The 19698-nt window shown below is 49.5% G+C and carries 12 protein-coding genes; 3 read left to right on the forward strand and 9 right to left on the reverse strand.

Annotated features, from left to right (window positions below; translation table 11 throughout):
* Positions 1-963 (reverse strand): sensor histidine kinase, encoded by a 963-nt coding sequence (locus BQ7480_RS15160; RefSeq protein ID WP_072543499.1) that lies wholly within the window; start codon positions 961-963, stop codon positions 1-3.
* A gap of 215 nt (positions 964-1178) precedes the next feature.
* Between BQ7480_RS15160 and BQ7480_RS15165 the strand changes: the two genes are divergently transcribed.
* From BQ7480_RS15165 to BQ7480_RS15175, 3 genes are read left to right on the forward strand one after another with little or no spacing between them, the layout of a single operon-like run.
* Positions 1179-2291, forward strand: coding sequence for an efflux RND transporter periplasmic adaptor subunit (locus BQ7480_RS15165; RefSeq protein WP_072544079.1), 1113 nt, complete (start codon positions 1179-1181; stop codon positions 2289-2291).
* 9 nt (positions 2292-2300) lie between these two features.
* The gene (locus BQ7480_RS15170) at positions 2301-5444 is read left to right on the forward strand and encodes an efflux RND transporter permease subunit (RefSeq protein ID WP_072543500.1); all 3144 of its coding nucleotides are present in this window, start codon (positions 2301-2303) and stop codon (positions 5442-5444) included.
* 18 nt (positions 5445-5462) lie between these two features.
* Complete coding sequence (locus tag BQ7480_RS15175; protein ID WP_072543501.1) at positions 5463-6830, forward strand: efflux transporter outer membrane subunit; 1368 nt, start codon at positions 5463-5465, stop codon at positions 6828-6830.
* Positions 6831-7394: 564 nt separating this feature from the next.
* On the opposite strand, the gene BQ7480_RS15185 is transcribed toward BQ7480_RS15175, so the two are convergent.
* The 8 genes from BQ7480_RS15185 to BQ7480_RS15220 all read right to left on the reverse strand — a co-directional run bounded on the left by BQ7480_RS15185 (position 7395) and on the right by BQ7480_RS15220 (position 19698).
* Positions 7395-9434, reverse strand: a complete 2040-nt coding sequence (locus tag BQ7480_RS15185) for a M13 family metallopeptidase (protein ID WP_072543503.1) — start codon at positions 9432-9434, stop codon at positions 7395-7397.
* Positions 9435-9462: 28 nt separating this feature from the next.
* On the reverse strand, positions 9463-11403 hold the full coding sequence (locus BQ7480_RS15190) for an ABC-F family ATP-binding cassette domain-containing protein (RefSeq protein WP_072543504.1): 1941 nt from the start codon (positions 11401-11403) through the stop codon (positions 9463-9465).
* A gap of 75 nt (positions 11404-11478) precedes the next feature.
* The gene (locus BQ7480_RS15195; RefSeq protein ID WP_072543505.1) at positions 11479-12450 is read right to left on the reverse strand and encodes a bile acid:sodium symporter family protein; all 972 of its coding nucleotides are present in this window, start codon (positions 12448-12450) and stop codon (positions 11479-11481) included.
* Between the two features lie 143 nt (positions 12451-12593).
* Positions 12594-14237, reverse strand: coding sequence for a fumarate hydratase (locus BQ7480_RS15200; RefSeq protein WP_022352877.1), 1644 nt, complete (start codon positions 14235-14237; stop codon positions 12594-12596).
* A gap of 98 nt (positions 14238-14335) precedes the next feature.
* Positions 14336-15835: a TlpA family protein disulfide reductase gene (locus BQ7480_RS15205; protein WP_083581843.1), complete on the reverse strand. Its 1500-nt coding sequence runs from the start codon at positions 15833-15835 to the stop codon at positions 14336-14338.
* 63 nt (positions 15836-15898) lie between these two features.
* The gene (locus BQ7480_RS15210) at positions 15899-17890 is read right to left on the reverse strand and encodes a DUF4954 family protein (protein ID WP_072543507.1); all 1992 of its coding nucleotides are present in this window, start codon (positions 17888-17890) and stop codon (positions 15899-15901) included.
* An 18-nt stretch (positions 17891-17908) separates the two neighbouring features.
* Positions 17909-19165, reverse strand: coding sequence for a GTPase HflX (hflX, locus tag BQ7480_RS15215; RefSeq protein WP_072543508.1), 1257 nt, complete (start codon positions 19163-19165; stop codon positions 17909-17911).
* Positions 19166-19266: 101 nt separating this feature from the next.
* The gene (locus BQ7480_RS15220) at positions 19267-19698 is read right to left on the reverse strand and encodes a hypothetical protein (RefSeq protein ID WP_072543509.1); all 432 of its coding nucleotides are present in this window, start codon (positions 19696-19698) and stop codon (positions 19267-19269) included.

Consider the following 19698-nt stretch of genomic DNA (forward strand, 5'->3'; position numbering starts at 1 on the left):
TCAGTCCTCATTTTTCAACCGTATGTCCAGGTTTACACGATAGATACCATTCTCCGCTCCTGCCTCCAACTCATAACGCCTCGGATAAAGCAACTCCAACCGTTTCCGGCAATTCTCAATACCAATGCCGCGCAAGCCATCTTCCCGAAACCGCATCACCATATTTTCCGTTTCAAAAAGTAAGTGATGGTCGTCCACCCTGACGCAGATACGGACCGTACAGTCCACTTCCGATGAAGTGCCATACTTGAATGCGTTCTCAATAAAAGTGATGAGCAGCATCGATGGAACAAGCACCTGCCCGTCGGCAACTTCCACCTCCAGTTCCACATGAGTATGTTCATTCAAGCGGAGTTTCTGCAATTCAACATACTGACGGATGTATTCCAGTTCACGTTCTGCAGGAATAAGCTCAGAGCCACTCTGTGAATACATATAACGCAAGATGCCGGAAAATTTCACAAAGGCCGATTCCGTTTTGTCTGAACCGGAAAGCACCAAGGCATAAAGTGTATTGAGGGTATTAAACAGAAAATGGGGATTAATCTGCGCCTTGTAAAGAGCCAGCTCTGCTTTGTTCTTTTCAGCTTCTATCTCTTGACGCGAAAGAATCTGACGAAACAGCTCAAAGGTCAGTTCAATAGCCAGTGAAAAACCTGTCACCACCAAGAAGAAAAACCAGATGGTCTGTGTGCGCATGTGCAGGCGTACCTCTATCGGTCGGGTCACACCAGACACCAGTTCAGACGGTAACGGGAAATAGGTCAACAGTTCCGTCATGCCGACAAAACACAGCATGTAGCACACAATGTGCAAGTACTTTTTCTGCATAAAAAGCTTGGGCAAGCACACCCAGCGGTACAAAAAATAAAGCACATACACATATAATACCAGCGTAATGAGAAAGGCGGTATTGTGCACAATCCAACGGTCTACCGGCAACAGCATAATGGCCAGTGGCATAATGACCAGACAAAAACAGAAGGTCTATATACAAAGGGATATGGCTTTTCCTCATACATCATTTACTTGTAAAGACAAAGATACGACATTTTACCCGCGAATGAATCAAAGTTCCAGAGTGTTCATCACCACATCTGCCCGGTTCGTCACCACATGCTCCTTTTTTCGTCTTCTTCTGCGTAAGTTTGTGCGACAAACCTCATAATGATATGCACATGAAGACAAGCATCTATCTCATGCTGTGCTGTCTGCCATTGCTCGCCGGTTGCGGCGCAAAACAGCAGGACATGCCCGGCGAAAAGTACAAAACACTAACCGTGACCACAACGAATCAGACCTTACAATCCACCTACCCCGCTACACTGCGTGGAAAACAGGCGGTGGAAATACGCCCACAGGTGAGTGGCACCATCACCCAAATCTGCATCAACGAAGGGGATGCCGTACGCCGCGGACAAGTGCTTTTCATTATCGACCAAGTGCCCTACCGGGCGGCACTGGAAACCGCACTGGCCAACGTGAAAAGTGCCGAAGCACAATTACAGACAGCCAAGCTTACAGCAAACAGTAAAGAAGAGCTTTACAAAGAGAAGGTGGTATCCGACTTCGACCGTCAGACGGCCCGCAACCAGTTGCTTGAAGCAGAAGCTGCCGTGGCACAGGCCAAGGCAGAAGAGACCAATGCCCGCAACAATCTGTCGTACACAGAAGTGAAAAGTCCCGTCGACGGAGTAGCCAGCATGATTCCCTACCGAGTAGGTGCATTGGTAAGCAGCAGCATCACCGAACCATTGGTCACGGTATCCGACGACCAGGAAATCTACGCTTATTTTTCCATGGCAGAGAATCAGATGCTTGACCTTATCCAGCAATATGGTTCGCTCGAAGAAGCCTGTCAGAAACTTCCGCAGGTCGGACTGACCATGAGCAATGGAAAGAACTATCCGGACGCTGGCCGCATCGATGCCATCAGCGGAACAGTGGATGAAGGAACAGGAGGAGTTACCCTGCGGGCCGTATTCCCCAACAAGGGCCATCTGCTACGTAACGGAGGAAGCGGCATTGTTTCAGTCCCTACTGAACACAAGAACTGCATCACTATTCCGCAGAGTGCGACCTACGAGCTCCAGAATAAAGTGTTTACCTGGAAGGTGGTAGACGGCAAAACGCAGTCGGCCCCTATCACAGTTTATAAATACAATGACGGACAGACCTATATCGTACTTTCCGGCCTGAAAGAAGGTGACATCATCATCGCCGAGGGTGCCGGCCTGATGCGCGAAGGCACTACCGTCAATGTGACTTCCACCTCTGAACCTGAAAAATAACCGAATGCCATGAAGATAAGAACTTTTATTGACCGTCCCATCCTGGCTGGTGTCATCTCCGTACTTATCCTGATATTGGGATTTATTGGTCTGTCGCAATTGCCTATCGAACAATTTCCGGAAATAGCACCTCCTACGGTCAGCGTATCGGCCACCTATACAGGTGCCAATGCGGAAACCGTACTAAAAAGTGTGGTCGTACCGCTGGAAGAAGCGCTTAACGGAGTGGAGAACATGATGTACATGACTTCTACGGCTTCAAACAACGGTTCTGCCAAAATCACGGTTTATTTCCGTCAGGGAACCGATCCGGATATGGCCACTGTCAACGTGCAGAACCGTATCGCTACGGCCGAGGGACTGCTTCCAGCCGAAGTAACCAAAAGCGGTATCACCGTGCGCAAACGACAGACCAGTAACATCAAACAGCTGGCTGTATACAGTCCGGACGACTCGTTCGATGAGGCCTTCCTGACCAACTACATGAAAATCAACATCGAGCCCCGGCTTTCACGTATTGCCGGCGTGGGAGAAGTGAACGTATTCGGCTATGAATACTCCATGCGTATCTGGCTCGACCCGAACAAGATGCAGAAATATTCACTGGTTCCTTCCGACATCACAACCGTATTGGACGAACAGAACGTGGAAGCTGCTACGGGTACATTGGGAGCTGAGTCCAAGAATACTTTTCAGTATGTGCTGAAATATCGCGGACGCTATGAGAACGAAGTAGATTATGAAAACATGGTCATCAAGTCGCTGCCCGACGGAGAAGTGCTGCGACTGAAAGACGTGGCTACCATCGAGCTGGGCACACGTGCCTACGATTACATCGGTGAGGTAAACGGACATCCGGGCTGTAACATCATGATTGCCCAGACCTCCGGCTCCAATGCAAATGAGATTATCGAAGAAATAGACCGTACCGTGGCTGAAATCTCCAAGACACTGCCCAAAGGCATCAAGATTGTCGACCTGATGAGTACGAAAGACTTTCTTGACGCTTCTATCAAGAGCGTCATCAAGACCCTGATTGAGGCCATCCTTCTGGTAGTGCTTGTCGTATATGTATTTCTGCAAAGTTTACGCTCCACTTTTATTCCAGCCATCTCCATCATCGTATCCCTGGTGGGTACCTTTGCCTTTCTCTCCATTGTGGGTTTCAGCCTCAACATGCTGACCCTTTTCGCCTTGGTACTGGTGATTGGTACGGTGGTCGACGATGCCATCGTGGTGGTCGAGGCGGTACAGGCCAAGTTCGATGAAGGATACAAATCGTCCTACCTGGCCACCATCGACGCCATGGATGGCATCACCTCTGCCTTGGTGACCACCACCTTTGTCTTCATGGCAGTATTTATTCCTGTCAGCTTTATCGGAGGAACCACCGGTACGTTCTACACACAGTTTGGTCTGACCATGGCAGCTGCCGTAGCCATCTCCCTGCTGAACGCCCTGACATTGAGTCCGGCCCTGTGCGCCCTCATCATGACTCCCCATCAGACGGCAGAAAACGGAGGAAAACTGAGTTTTTCTTCCCGCTTCCATATCGCATTCGACACGGCTTTCCACCGGTTGGTCACCAAGTACAAGGTGGGAGTGGTCTTCATGCTCAAGCGCAAATGGCTGGCGGGCTCTCTGCTGGTGGCAGCCTGCGGCGGGTTTGCCTTTCTGATGATGACCACCAAGACGGGTCTGGTACCCAACGAAGATATGGGGACCGTCTTTATTGATGTCCGTACCTCACCGGGAAACAGCGTGGAAGAAACACGCAAGGTGATGGAACAGGTAGACAGCTGCTTGCGCACCATTCCTCAAATCGAACTTCAGTCCAATACCACCGGCAATTCCATGTTGAGCGGACAGGGTGCCTGCAACGGTATGTTCACCATCCGTTTGAAAGACTGGAGCGAACGCCCCAACAAGGAAGACGCCATCGATGCCGTGATGGAAGAAATCAGTCGCCGCACGGCCTTCATCTCCAGTGCCGACATCATGCCATTCACTCGTCCGATGATTCCGGGCTATGGAGTGAACAGCGGATTCGAGGTGTATGTACAGGACCAAAAAGGCGGTACCACGGAAGACTTGCAGAAATATACCCGCCAATTCTTGGATGCACTGAACCAGCGTCCGGAAATCGGTCGGGCCACCACCTCATTCGATACAAAATTCCCGCAATACCTCGTGGAGGTGGATGCTGCACGCTGCAAGCGCAACGGGGTATCACCTGCCGACGTACTGAGTACCCTCTCTGGTTACGTGGGCGGTAACTATGCTTCCAACATGAACCGCTTCTCCAAACTGTATCGTGTCATGGTACAGGCACCTCCCCAATTCCGTCTGGACACCGAATCACTTCACAGTATTTTCGTACGCAATGACTCGGGCGAGATGAGCCCCATCAGCCAATACCTGAAACTGACCCGTGTGTACGGTTCCGAAATGCTGACCCGCTTCAACCTGTTCTCTGCCATTCAGGTGAACGGGGCAGCCGCTACGGGTTACAGTTCCGGACAGGCCATCAAGGCCATTCAGGAAGTAGCTGCACAAACTCTACCTACCGGCTACGGGTTTGAATTCGGTGGGATGTCGCGAGAGGAATCCAATACTGGAAATACTACCACGCTGGTGTTTGTCATCTGTGTGGTATTCATCTACCTGATTCTTTGTGCCTTATATGAGAGTTTGTTCGTTCCCTTGGCTGTCATCCTTTCCGTGCCGTTCGGACTGGCCGGTAGTTTCCTTTTTGCCAGAATGTTCGGACTGGAAAACAACATCTACCTGCAAACAGGACTAATCATGCTGATTGGCTTGCTGTCCAAGACCGCCATTCTGCTGACCGAATACGCCTCGGAACGCCGCCGCCACGGCATGAGCATCATGCAGGCAGCCGTATCAGCCGCACAAATTCGTCTGCGACCGATTCTGATGACTTCGCTCACCATGATTTTCGGTATGCTGCCGCTGATGTTCTCCACCGGTGTAGGTGCCAACGGCAACATCTCCATCGGAGTAGGTACGGTAGGAGGTATGCTTATCGGAACCATCGCCTTGCTCTTCATTGTGCCACCACTGTTCATGGTATTCCAATATCTCCAGGAAAAATGGATGCCGGAACGCCAGTTGCCTAAGATTGAAAAGAAATAACTTCAAAGGATTACACGCATGAAAAATAAGATAGTGATTCCCCTCTTGCTCGCTTCCACACTGAGCAGCTGCCACATCTACCGGACGTATGAACGCCCGGAATCCATCACGGTGTCCGACAGCCTGTACCGCCAACCGGTAGCCACGGAAGATACCACCTCACTGGCCTCACTTTCGTGGAAGGAACTCTTCACAGACCCGCAGTTGCAACAGCTCATTGAAACGGGACTGGCTCATAATACAGACTTGAACATCGCCCGGCTCAAGGTGAAAGAGGCCGAAGCCTTGCTCATGAACTCACGGCTTTCGTACTTGCCTTCCCTATCGCTTACTCCACAAGGCACACTTACCAGTCTGGACGGCAGCAAACCCTCCAAGACTTACAACCTGGCAGTGTCTGCCGACTGGGAAATCGACCTCTTCGGCAAACTGCTGAATGCCAAGCGAGGGGCCCAGGCTGCACTCGAACAGAGCGAAGCCTATCGCCAAGCTGTACAGACTCAGCTAGTGGCTACCATTGCCAACAGTTACTACAGCCTGCTGATGCTGGACAAGCAACTGAACATCACACGGTGTACAGCAGAAACATGGACGGAAAGCCTGCGCACAATGAAAGCCCTGAAACGAGCCGGTCAAGCCACCGAAATGGCAGTCGCACAAACCGAAGCCAGCAAACTGTCCGTAGAGGCTTCGGTAGTTTCCATCGAACGCCAAATCAACGAAATGGAGAATGCGCTTTCTACCCTGCTGGGGATGTCACCACAGACGGTGGGACGTTCCACCCTCGAAGCGCAAGAGTTTCCCGATTCGCTTTCTACGGGAATTCCGCTGCAATTATTAAGCCGCCGTCCGGATGTGCGCCAATGTGAAAACCAGCTGGCCGTGGCCTACTACGCCACCAACTCCGCCCGCTCGGCTTTCTATCCCAGCATCACGCTGAATGGTTCCGCCGGATGGACCAACGCAGCCGGTGCCGTCCTCACCAATCCGGGACAGTGGCTGCTTTCTGCCGTCGCTTCCCTCGTACAACCGTTGTTTAATCGAGGAAAAAACATCGTGAACCTGAAAATAGCCAAAGCACAGCAGGAAGAAGCACTGCTGACCTTCCAGCAAAGTCTGCTCGACGCCGGAGCGGAAGTGAACGATGCGCTGGTTCAATGGCAGACCGCCCGCAAGCGCATCCAACTGGATGAACGTCAGTGTGCTTCCCTCCAATCCGCTCTGCGAAGCTCTGAACTGCTCATGCGGCACAGTTCCCAAAACTACCTGGAAGTGATTACGGCCCGCCAAGCTTTGCTCCAGGCAGAACTCGACACCACCACCGACCGTTTCGACGAGATACAAGGAGTCATCAACCTGTATCATGCGCTGGGAGGCGGATACTAAGCCCCTATACCCTCACCCATCATAAGCAACCCCTTTCTCAAAACTCAGGCGGAGTAGAGAGAAAGGGGTTCATCGTTCAAACAATAGATTGAATCTACAGATTCATTCAGCTTACACCCTATTTTTCCCCATAATAATAGATAATCCAGTAATGGCTTTCCTAGTACCCTTTTCTTGATAAGGATTCTTAACCTATTTTCTATTCTTTATACAAAGAAAAGTATTTTTCACTTCATATACACCACGGAAAACCGTGATTTCATTCATCGGATAAAAATAAATGACAATCTGTTTTTGGTCAAACGAAATGGAAAATTCTCTGTTTCACACTGTGGGATACAAAAACCACACTGTGGAATATATATTTCACACTGTGGGATACAAATCCCAAAGTATGGTACACAGAAAATACAAGCAGAAAAGAAAGAATACACCAGTAGGTAAGCAAGAATACTCCCCGCCTCCTGTGCTTATCATACCAAAGGCCATAAAAAAAGGGTCTATGGACCTCATGACAGTCCATAGACCCTTTTATGCTGAATAGTAGATTTCAGAATTTGTGGCTTACCATACGTTCACACGTTTTTCAGGAGCTACGTACAACGGATCAGACGGTGTGATGTGGAAAGCATCATACCAAGCCTGGATGTGCGGCAGTGCACCGTTCACACGCCATTTGCCCAAAGAGTGAGGGTCTGACTTGGTGTACACGCGAATCTGCTCGTCGCGGATGTTGCCAGCCCACAGAGTGGCGTAGGCCAGGAAGAAACGCTGTTCCGGAGTGAAACCGTCTACCACACCCAGAGGTGCATCCTTCGTAGCATTCTGGAAGGCCAGATAAGCCACGTTCAAACCTCCGTGGTCGGCTAGGTTCTCGCCCAGCGTCAGCTCACCATTGGCATGCAAGCCCGGCAATACTTCGATATTGTTGAAGAAGTCCACCATCACCTGTGCACGTTCCTTGAAGCGGTCGGCATCACCCGGAGCCCACCAGTCAGTCAGGTTACCGTTCTTGTCGAACTGACGGCCCTGGTCGTCGAATCCGTGAGTCATTTCATGACCGATTACCACACCGATGGCACCGTAGTTGGCTGCATCGTCTGCTTCCATGTTGAAGAACGGCGGCTGAAGAATGGCAGCCGGGAAGCAGATTTCGTTGGTAGACGGATTGTAATAAGCATTCACTGTCTGCGGAGTCATCAGCCATTCATCCTTGTCGACCGGTTTGCCCAGACGGCTGTACATATCGTTGAAGCTCCATTCTGAAGCACGGCATACGTTGGCCCAGTAAGAATCTTTCTTGATGTCCAGTTTGGAATAGTCTTTCCATTTGTCAGGATAACCAACTTTTACATGGAAGGCAGCCAGTTTTTCCTGTGCTTTCACCTTGGTGCTGTCGCTCATCCAGTCCTGTGCATTGATACGTTCTCCCAAAGCAGTCTGCAAGTTCTTCACCAGCTTCACCATACGTTCCTTGGCGGCTGCCGGGAAGTATTTTTCTACATACATTTCGCCTACCAGTTCGCCCAGCATGCCGTTTACTGAATTTACGGCACGTTTCCAGCGCGGCTGGTTTACCTGACGTCCGGACAATACCTTGCCGTAGAAATCAAAGCGGGCAGCCACGAAGTCATCGCTCAGGCAAGAAGCGGCTGCATCCAGCAAATTGTATTCCAGATATGACACATGTTTTGACACCGGCAGAGTGTTCATCAGACGAGCCACTTCCTGAATCGGTTCTACCTGTTCCACGTTCAGTTCGGCAGGAGCCTGAATGCCCAGTCCCTTTACATACGCATCCCAGTCGATGCCGGAGATGGTCTTCTTCAGTTCGTCGAACGACATCTTGTGATAGTTGGCTTCCGGGTCACGAAGCTCTGTGGCACTGCGTGAAGCCTTGGCAATAGCGGTTTCGATTTCCATTACATCTGCCACCTTCTGCTGAGCTTCTGCTTCTGTGAAACCTGCCAGCTGGAACAGTTTGCCGATATATACCTTGTACTGTTCACGGATGTTCTGCGTAATGCTGTCGTTGTCCAGATAATATTCCTTTTCACCCAGGTTGATACCGCCCTGTCCCATCTGGAAGATGTTCAGCGAACTGTTCTTCGGGTCAGCATACACATAGCCGTGGAAATAGGTACCGATGCCGGCATGCGCCATCTCGGTCATCATCGGAATGATTTCACTCTTGTCTTTCAGGGCTGCAATCTTACCCAGCATTGCTTTCACCGGTTCCGCTCCCTGCTTGTTCAAGGTCACGCTGTCCATGGCCATGTTGTACAAATCACCGATTTTCTGCGCAGCTGAACCTGCCGGATTGTTCTTCTGGGCAGCCAGTCCTTCAATCAGTTCACGCAACTGCTTCTGGCTGTTGTCGAACAACAGGTCGAATGTCCCATAACGGGAATATTCGGCAGTCAGCGGATGTGCTTCGTTCCAACCGCCACATGCATAACGGAAAAAGTCGGTTCCGGCAGCCACGGTCGTATCCATGTTTGCCAAATCGATGCCAGAAGTGCTTTTGGCTTCCTTCTGTCCGGCACAGCTGGTCATCATGGCAAATGCCAACGCTGCTACGGCTACATAATTTTTTTTGTTCATAAGTGTATTATTTTAATTAAGTCTCAAATTATTCTTGTTTCATTTCTTCCAGTTCCGACAAGAGCGCAGTCCACTCGTCCTCCGCTTCTGAAATCTGTTTCTTCAGCTGCTGATGCTGTTCATACAGTTTCATGTCGGACGCACCTTCCGGTGTGGCCATCTGCTGTTCCAGTTCCCCTACCTGGCCTTCCAGCTTTTCAATCTTCACTTCACAGTCGGCCACCTGTTTTTCCAGCTTACGGATTTTCTTGTTCAGCTCTTTCTGGGCTTCATACGAAAGTTTGTTGTCACTGTCCGGTGTCTCTTCTTTCTTTTCTGAAACCACCTGAGGCGACTGCGACAACTGAAGTTCGTTCAGGCTCTCCATCCTCTTCTTTTGCAGGAAATCGTAAATGCCGCCGATATGTTCTTTCACCAGACCACCGCCAAACTCATAGACCTTGGTCACCAGTCCGTCGAGGAACTCACGGTCGTGTGACACCACGATGACGGTCCCATCGAATTCCTTTATCGCTTCCTTCAGCACGTCTTTCGAACGCATGTCCAGGTGATTGGTCGGCTCATCCAGAATCAGGAAGTTCACCGGCTCCAGCAGCAGTTTTATCATGGCCAGACGGCTGCGTTCTCCTCCTGACAGCACTTTCACCTTCTTTTCGGAGGCTTCTCCTCCAAACATGAAGGCACCCAGGATGTCGCGTATCTTCAAACGGATATCTCCTTTCGCCACCCGGTCGATGGTATCGAACACCGTCAGATTCTCATCAAGCAGCTGAGCCTGGTTTTGGGCGAAATACCCAATCTGCACGTTGTGTCCGATGGTCAGCTTGCCTTCGAAAGGAATCTCATCCATGATGCACTTCACCAAGGTAGACTTACCTTCTCCGTTCTTTCCCACAAACGCCACCTTTTCCCCGCGGTGGATAGTCAGGTTCACATCGTGGAACACCACGTGATTGCCGTATGCTTTCTTCACATTCTCGCAAATCACCGGATAGTTGCCGGAACGGATGGAAGGAGGGAATTTCAGGCGAAGGGTGGAATTGTCCTCTTCATCAATTTCGATAGGCACGATTTTTTCCAGCTGCTTGATGCGGCTCTGCACCTGTACAGCCTTCGTGGCCTTGTAACGGAAGCGTTCTATGAAATCCTCCGTGTCTTTTATCTCTTTCTGCTGGTTTTCGTACGCACGCAACTGTTGCTCGCGGCGCTCCTTACGCAGCACGACAAATTCATCGTAAGGTACTTTGTAGTCGTAAACCCGTCCGCAGGAAATCTCAATAGTGCGGTTCGTCACGTTGTTGATGAAGGCCCGGTCGTGACTCACCAGCACCACAGCCCCCGAACTTGCTTTCAGAAAGTTCTCCAGCCACTGGATACTCTCAATGTCCAGGTGGTTGGTCGGCTCGTCGAGCAAGAGCACATCCGGACGACGCAACAAAAGTTTCGCCAGCTCAATACGCATGCGCCATCCTCCACTGAACTCAGATGTCGGCCGGTCAAAATCGCTCCGGTTGAATCCCAAACCCGTCAGCGTACGTTCAATCTCTGCATGGTAGTTGGTACCTCCCATCATCAGGAAACGTTCGTTCTCGTGAGTAAAGCGCTCTATCAGTTCGTGATAACTCTCCGAATCATAATCCGTACGGTCAGCCAGCTCCTGGTTCATCTTCTCCAGCTTCTCCTGCATCTCGAAGATATGCTCAAAAGCCATCTCGGCTTCTGCCATCACCGTACGTGTATCGCTTAAAATCATCACCTGCGGCAAATACCCGATGGTAATGCCCCGCTGCACGGCCACCACCCCATCCGTGGGTTGCTGCAATCCCGCCAGGATTTTCAGCATGGTAGATTTTCCGGCACCGTTTTTTCCGACCAGTGCGATGCGGTCTTTCTTGTTTATGACAAACGATACATCTTCAAACAGGGGAGTCGTTCCAAACTCCACCTTCAATCCTTCTATTGAAATCATGCGAATCTATTCTTCTACATTACAAAGTGTCGGCAAAGTTACAACTTTCCGCGCACAGCAATGACAGACAAGCTGTTAATTTTTCAAAGCGTCGGACGTTCCTTCTGCCTTACGCTGCAAATACAACTGGTAGGAATTGACCACATTGTGCCATACACTGTAGAAACCGGCAGCTACTGCCGTCACGGGAGTGAAGAAAGTATAGCCCATCCAAATGGCGAATACGGTGTTTTTCTGCCCCAAAGCTTGTCCGGAACTGATAGAATCGCCATACTTACGCCCGGCTTTCTTTCCAAAATAAAACTGCAGACCACAGCACACCAGGGAAACGACTCCCAATCCGGCCTGATACCAGAAAGACACGTTGCTGTGAACGATACTTTTTACCGTCACTCCGATAGCCAGAGTCAGGGCTACAGCCCACAAATAGAATGACAGCTCATGATACTGAGCCACCTTGGCATGGACCTTCGGCAGAAGTACCCGCAACAGAATGGCAGCCAGAAACGGACAAAGCAACAACGGGAAGACCTTTCCTAAAATCAGGGTGAACGAACTGCCGAAATTCAGTTCCGGATGCGGATGAACCAGCGGAAGCATCAACGGTACCAGAATGGCAGTCAGGATATTAATCAGAATAGTATAGGTGGTCAGATGGGCCGCATCTCCCCCCAGTTTACGGGTGACTACTGCGGCTGCCGTGGCCGTGGGACAAATCAGACAAATCATCGCTCCTTCCACCAGAATGCGGGCCGGAAAATCAGGGAATATCACCAAAAGCAATCCCAAGACCACAAAACTGATTCCCTGAATCAGCAGCAAACGCAGGTGCCAGGCACACAGCTTCAAATCGTGCAGACTAATTTTACAGAACGTGAGAAACAGCATCAGGAAAATCAACACCGGCTGTACAATGTCGATGGCACGGGTCACAAACGGTTTGGTCGGGACAAGAAAAGGAATATTGACATACACAAAATACAGAATGACTCCCATTGCCATGGCAATCGGAAGCGTCCAGTTTTTACAAAAACGCAGAAAATTCATTTTAAATCCACTATGATGAAACAAATCGGGGGAACAGAATAAAAAAAGGATTTGCAAATCCGGCCATCGACAGGCTACGGTTTGCAAATCCTTTGTATGGTCTCATGCCTTTCTCTACGGGAAAAGCATATCTAGTGTCTCAATTATTTACAGTTACCTGTGCAACGAGGTTTGATTTGTTTGAAGAAATCATTACCCTTGTTGTCTACCAAGATAAATGCCGGAAAATCTTCTACCTCAATCTTCCAGATAGCTTCCATACCCAGTTCCGGATATTCCACACATTCGATGCTCTTGATGTTGTTCTGTGCCAGAATAGCAGCCGGACCACCGATAGAACCCAAGTAGAAACCACCGTGTTTCTTGCAGGCATCCGTCACAGCCTGGCTACGGTTACCCTTAGCCAACATAATCATAGAACCACCATGACTCTGGAACAGGTCTACGTACGGGTCCATACGTCCCGCAGTTGTCGGGCCCATAGAACCGCAAGCCATTCCCTTCGGAGTCTTGGCCGGACCAGCATAATAAATCGGATGATCCTTGATATACTGAGGCAGGTCTTCACCGCGATCCAAACGTTCTTTCAGTTTGGCATGAGCGATATCACGACCTACGATAATCGTACCGTTCAAAGAAAGACGGGTAGCTACCGGATACTTGTCCAGTTCTGCCAGGATTTCCGGCATCGGACGGTTCAGGTCAATCTTCACGGCATTGCCTTCACCTGCCTGACGCAATTCTTCCGGAATCAGTTCGCCCGGATTTGAATCCAGCTTTTCAATCCAGATACCGTCTTTGTTGATTTTGCAACGGATGTTACGGTCGGCAGAGCAAGATACGCCCAAACCAACCGGACAAGAAGCACCGTGACGCGGCAGACGGATGATGCGCACATCGTGTGCATAATATTTACCACCGAACTGTGCACCCAAACCAATGCGGTGAGCTTCTTCAAGCACTTGTTTCTCCAGCTCGATATCACGGAATGCACGACCGTATTCGTTACCAGTAGTAGGCAGTGTGTCATAGAAACGAGTAGAAGCCAGTTTCACTGTCAGCAGGTTCTTTTCAGCAGAAGTACCGCCAATCACGAAAGCGATGTGATAAGGAGGACAAGCAGCTGTACCCAAGGTCTTCATCTTTTCTACCAGGAACGGCACCAGCGTAGCCGGATTCAGGATGGCCTTCGTTTCCTGATACAAATAAGTCTTGTTGGCAGAACCACCACCCTTTGTGACGCAAAGGAATTCATACTCCATACCCTGAGTAGCTTCGATATCAATCTGAGCCGGCAGGTTGCAACGAGTATTCACCTCTTCGTACATGGTAAGCGGTGCATTCTGAGAATAACGCAGGTTTTCTTCTGTATAAGTTTTGTACACACCCAGAGAAAGCGCTTCTTCATCACAATATCCGGTCCATACCTGCTGTCCTTTTTCACCGTGGATAATCGCCGTACCGGTATCCTGGCAGAAAGGAAGTACGCCCTTAGCTGCTACTTCTGCATTGCGCAGGAAAGTCAAAGCTACATACTTGTCGTTGTCGCTTGCTTCCGGATCAGTCAGAATCTTTGCGACCTGTTCGTTGTGAGAGCGGCGCAACATGAAAGAAACGTCGCGGAAAGCCGCATTGGCCATCGCTGTCAAACCTTCCTTTTCGATTTTCAGGATGGGTTTTCCTTCAAACTCGCTTACAGATACATAATCTTTGGTAAGCAAATAGTATTCAGTCGTATCTTTGCCACGTTCAAACATTGGCTGATACTTGAATTCGGGTGTTGCCATATTACATTAAATTAATTGTTAGTTATTGTGGACACAAAGTTACAAAGTATTATCGAAATTTTTCCTTAATTCATCCAAAAAGTTATCGGCAATCCGTTTTACTCTTCCACCGCACGAAGCAAATCTTTCTGCAGCACGTCTACTCCCGGGAAACCTACATAGCGTGCCTGCAATTTTCCGTCATGGCTGATAATCAGATAAGCAGGAATACCAGTCACCCCATACGCATTACAAAGGTATTTCCATTGTGCGTCCGTCAGCCGGTAATGTACCCCTGTCATTTTGGAAAGGCTGGACTTCCAGATATTCTCCGGCGAAGAAGGGCCGGTCAGATAAATATACACAATGTCTTTGGAAGACAGACCTCTTTTCAGAGGGACCATGGCCTGCATGCTTTTCCGGCACGGACCGCACCAAGTAGCCCAAAAATCCACCAGAATAGCCCGACCTTTATGGGGTGCGATAATCCGCGGAAGGATATCAGCTCCTTCCACCTGCGTGGCCAACGAAGCAATTACGGCTTCCTTGGTGGATTCCACCCGTGCCGCATTCAGTTGCAAAGCCTGTGCAACCGCTTCCACATACGTACGAATTTCCGGGAACTCCACTGTTTTGAGCACCTTCCGGTCGTCCGAAGTCAAGGAAGATGCGGCAAGCAAATGCTCACACACCGGTCTGACTTTATCATAATCGGCCTTTAGCTTCGCTGCAACTTCCGGCTGCTCCATCATCCCTTTTTCTACAGCCCGATAAGCCTCCAATGCCGACAAGCTTCCACACGAAAGTTCCCGGTTTATCGTTTCGGCCTCTCCATCAAACCAAGCCTTTTCCTTTTTCTCATAATGCTTTCCTTGCAAGTGAGAGGCCGACATACTCAGACGAGGCAGGTTGACATAGACAGTCAGTTCCTCTCCAGGAACCAGAAAAAGGGGTAAAACGGCCCCGTTCAGCCTCAATGAAGTCAGAGTGGGCTGCAACAAATCTGTTTCCAGATGAAAGAAACCATCCTGACGGACTTTTACCGGCACATTCCATTCCTTCGGGAAAAGGCCATCGTCGTACACCAGCTCCGGAAACAGAGACATCTTGGCTTCATATCCCAAAAGGTATCCGTTCACCACGGCCTTGCCAGCCGACAATCCCGGTTCAGGCAATTCATTCTGGCGGACCGGATTTTCCGATGTCAAAAAGTTCGGCACATATACATAGGGCTCTTTCCGGCTCAACTGAATGCCGAAGATGTTCCACCCCATTTCCGGTTCCACAAAATCCACTTCATGCACATCGGGTTGCAACGGCGCGAAAGAAAGAGTCACTTCCAATTGCCCGTCCTCACCAACAACCTCCGGTTCCGTCACTCCGTCGAGCGAAATATGCTCTGCCTCACGAAGCCTTGCCACTCCTCCATTTCCCCATTTCAACATGGCTCTGGAAGAAATGACGACCGGAGTACCAGGCTTGCCATACATCACCGCATCCACCTGAGTCTGCTCATCGGTCAAAATCATCCGCTTGAACTCTATTTCCGTGGTATTCGACAAGACAAAACCGGGATATTCCAACACCTTCTTCCGTCCTGCCTGTGCCTGTAAGCTCATCAGGCATAAACAAAGCAAACATATATATCCGTATATACTCTTCATACACAGGCCCTCCTGTATTTACAACAAATCCTTCAGACGTTCTATCAATTCATTTCCAAGTGCGGTTTTCACCTTAATATGTTCAAGTACAGCTGTCACGAACGGATTACTTTCAAACACGCCCCGCACTTCTTCAAAGTCACGTACTTTTTCCTCACTGCTTCCATCGGCCCCAAACCCAGTCATGGAGGTCAGAGAAAATTCCTTTTTGGCATCCTCATATACCATTTTGTCCAGTCCGACCACTGCTTCCTGCCACTGACGCACGATGGACACAATATCTGCTGCCGTCACCTTATCCGCCTGCAATCCATAAAACTCCAGCATTTTCTCATAAGCCCACGTCCACTCATAGGTGTAATAATGGGCATGCATTTCAGCAAAGCGGCTGTGTATCTCATCCACAGAAATCAACCGTCCGCACTCGATATCCTCCATCAACCGTTCAATCTCACTTTTCGGAGCTATCAGCCCGGAAATATCCACCCACTCTCCCGTACCGACCGGAGTGTCCGGCAACAACCGCCTCCGGATTTCCTCATCGGAAATAAAATGAATGTTCTCCAGACGCTTGATAACGGAATTGCCTAAAAACTTATGGATGGCCGTTTCATAGAATTTGATTCCCTTGTTTAAGGAAGAATTCTTGATTTTCGCACTCTGATAAGAATAGATTTCCGAAGTCTCTCCCGATACCCGTGCCAACTCCTTCAGAATTCGGCGTCCCGTCATCATCTTCTGAATGGTATACGGGCTCAACAGGTTGTAATTAATCTGGTCCAACCGGTTCGGGTCCTTCCGCCTGTCACGTTTGGGCCATTTCTGCGCATCGCGAATGGTACCCACACTCCGCAAATTGACCCCCGGTACCAGATACGTGGTATTTTTCTCCTCTATCAGATAAGAAAAAGGCAGATTGGAAGTGTCCGGATGCGTCACATGGCGCCCCATCACCAATGAAAAGGCACCGATACGGGCCGGCCATAAGACATAAGAATCAGAGGTCGTCTTCGCCCCCCGTTCCAGCGTTCCCTGATGAATCGGACCCAGCTTGTACATGTGATTGCTTTGATTCGAGCCCGACCCCGCATTCATAAACGAGAACATACCCGCAATCAATAAAGTCGATTTATGGTGTGTCACCGTGAAAGGTCCTGCAAAAATGGCACAAGCCTCTCCGTTTTCTTCCTGACAGTTGCTGAAGAACAACGAATCGGAAGCCGAATACGTATGTCCCAAATGACACGCCTGCCCCACGAAGCAACGGGTCAGCATGGTACCGTCTTCCACATGAGAGCCACTTGAAATGATGAAATCATCACACACCACTCCATAACCTATATGCACCGGGGCCGCCTCATTACTGTTCACGCTTCCGTTCTTCAGGCGCCCGGCTCCTTCCACCTGACAATAATCGCCAATCCGCACATTCTTGATGTAACCCGCATTGACAATCGTGACATGATGTCCAATCGTTCCCGTCTCCGAAGCATGCTCTTCTGCATAGGCCTCGATAATCTGCCGCATTTTCTCAATCAGCAGCGGACGATGGCGGTAAAGCGCCATGATATAGGCTTGATGCGCCGACAGGCGGTCGTGCATGATTACCTCACGTCCTCCCGTTTCATTCAAGACCGAAACCTCCACTCCATTTCCGAAACGACTCCGGCAATCGACCAAAATAATATCTACGTTTTCGATAAACGTATCCTGCCCAATTTCGTAATTGGCAATATAATTCTTGACATTTTCAATGTAACAATTATCCCCCACCGACACATTGTGCAGAGTGGCATAATACAATCCCGAATGCTTGGCTATCCCGCCTGCCAGTATAAACTCTTTTTCAAAGACTCCCAGCCGTATCTTTCCCGAAAAGCGGGTATGATGGATATGGTCTGTACGGAAGCCCTCGGCCACCTCTACGCTTTTCCAGTCGGAAGCCACACAATGCTGTGCCTCCAGCAGCGCAATCTCTTCTTGTGCCAGTGAACGATAGTGTTCTGTCATCTTTTATTTTTTTGTCGGTTATTCTTCGTCGTATGTCTGATACAAAAAATCATTGTAAGGATATTTCTGTACATGCAGTTCCCTTACCTTTTTATATAAGAGGTCACGGAACTGTTCGATATTGGTCTTCTCCCGGGCGGATATGAAGATACAATTATCGTTCAATTTCGCCATCCAGGTATGCATCAGTTCCTCCAAGGTGATATTCTCCTTTGTTTTCGGAGTCAGGTCGTCTTCCGCCTTCTCCACGTACGTATAAGCATCCACCTTGTTAAATACAATCATGCTCGGTTTTCCGCCTGCTCCCAAATCGGCAATGGTTTTCTCCACCACTTGAATCTGTTCTTCAAAATCCGGATGAGAAATATCGACCACATGAACCAATAAATCAGCCTCACGTACCTCGTCCAATGTCGACTTGAACGAATCGACCAGGTCGGTCGGTAATTTCCGGATAAACCCTACCGTATCGGACAACAGGAAAGGAAGATTCTCGATAATCACCTTGCGCACTGTGGTGTCCAGCGTGGCGAACAGTTTGTTTTCCGCAAACACATCACTCTTTGCCAGCAGATTCATCAACGTAGATTTTCCCACATTGGTATATCCCACCAACGCCACACGAATCAAGCGCCCGCGATTCTTGCGCTGAGTGGATTTCTGCGTATCAATTTCAGCCAGACGCTGCTTCAGCAAGGCCATACGGTTCAAGATGATACGACGGTCCATTTCCAACTGGGTTTCACCCGGACCACGCAAACCCACGGAACCTTTACCACCTCCGGCACCGGAACCACCACCCTGCCGTTCCAAGTGTGTCCACAAACGCTGCAAGCGGGGAAGCATGTACTTGTATTGCGCCAGCTCCACCTGCGTTTTGGCATTGGCTGTCTGTGCCCGCATGGCAAAAATATCCAAGATTAATGAAGTACGGTCGAGTATTTTGACTTTCAGCTCATTTTCAATGTTACGGATTTGCTTCGCCGAGAGTTCATCATCGAAAATCACCATTCCGATTTCAGTCTCCTCATTTTCGTTCTGAACAGCCAAGTATTCTTTGATTTCCTGCAATTTACCCTTTCCTACATAAGTCACAGAGTTGGGGGTATCCAGCTTTTGGGTGAAGCGTTTCACCACCTCCGCCCCTGCTGTCTCCGCCAGGAAAGCCAGTTCATCCAGGTATTCATTGGTCTTACGTTCATTCTGAGTCTGGGTTATCAAACCCACCAACGCAGCCTTTTCGGTCTGCGCATCCGATATCACAAATTCCTTCATTCAGTGTAAATCTAATTTCTATATGTCGCAAATATACAGAAAAAGAGCGCATCTCCTTTCAGATGCGCTCTTTTATTTTTACAAACCACAATCATTCGCGGTTATTTATGCTGTACCGTAATTTCCATACGGGCCTCAGCACCCGGAGACAGATGAGTACCTTCTTTAAAGGTCAATACTGCCGTATATTTCTTCTCCTTCCACTGACCTGTCGGCACAAAACCCACTTCCACATAAGCCGCCGGTTCTCCGTCCTTAAAGGTCACTTCCGGTGTCTGAAGTTTCAGTACGTTCTCCGAAACCGCCTTCGCGTCAAGCATCACTTCCACCTTGGCCTCACCAGTTCTGCTGGAGCGATAAACCGGTACTTTCACCACACCGGCATTCCCGGCCTCTACTTCCATCACTTGTTTGGCGTTCACAAAAGAAAACGCCATTTCACGTTCCGTGTACACCACTCCTTCCGCATCTTTGTTGCACGAAGCAGCCACACCCGATAATAAAACCGCAATCGCGAGTATATAATTCTTCAT

Source organism: Bacteroides mediterraneensis, from assembly GCF_900128455.1.
In the GTDB taxonomy this organism is placed as follows: Bacteria; Bacteroidota; Bacteroidia; order Bacteroidales; family Bacteroidaceae; genus Phocaeicola; species Phocaeicola mediterraneensis.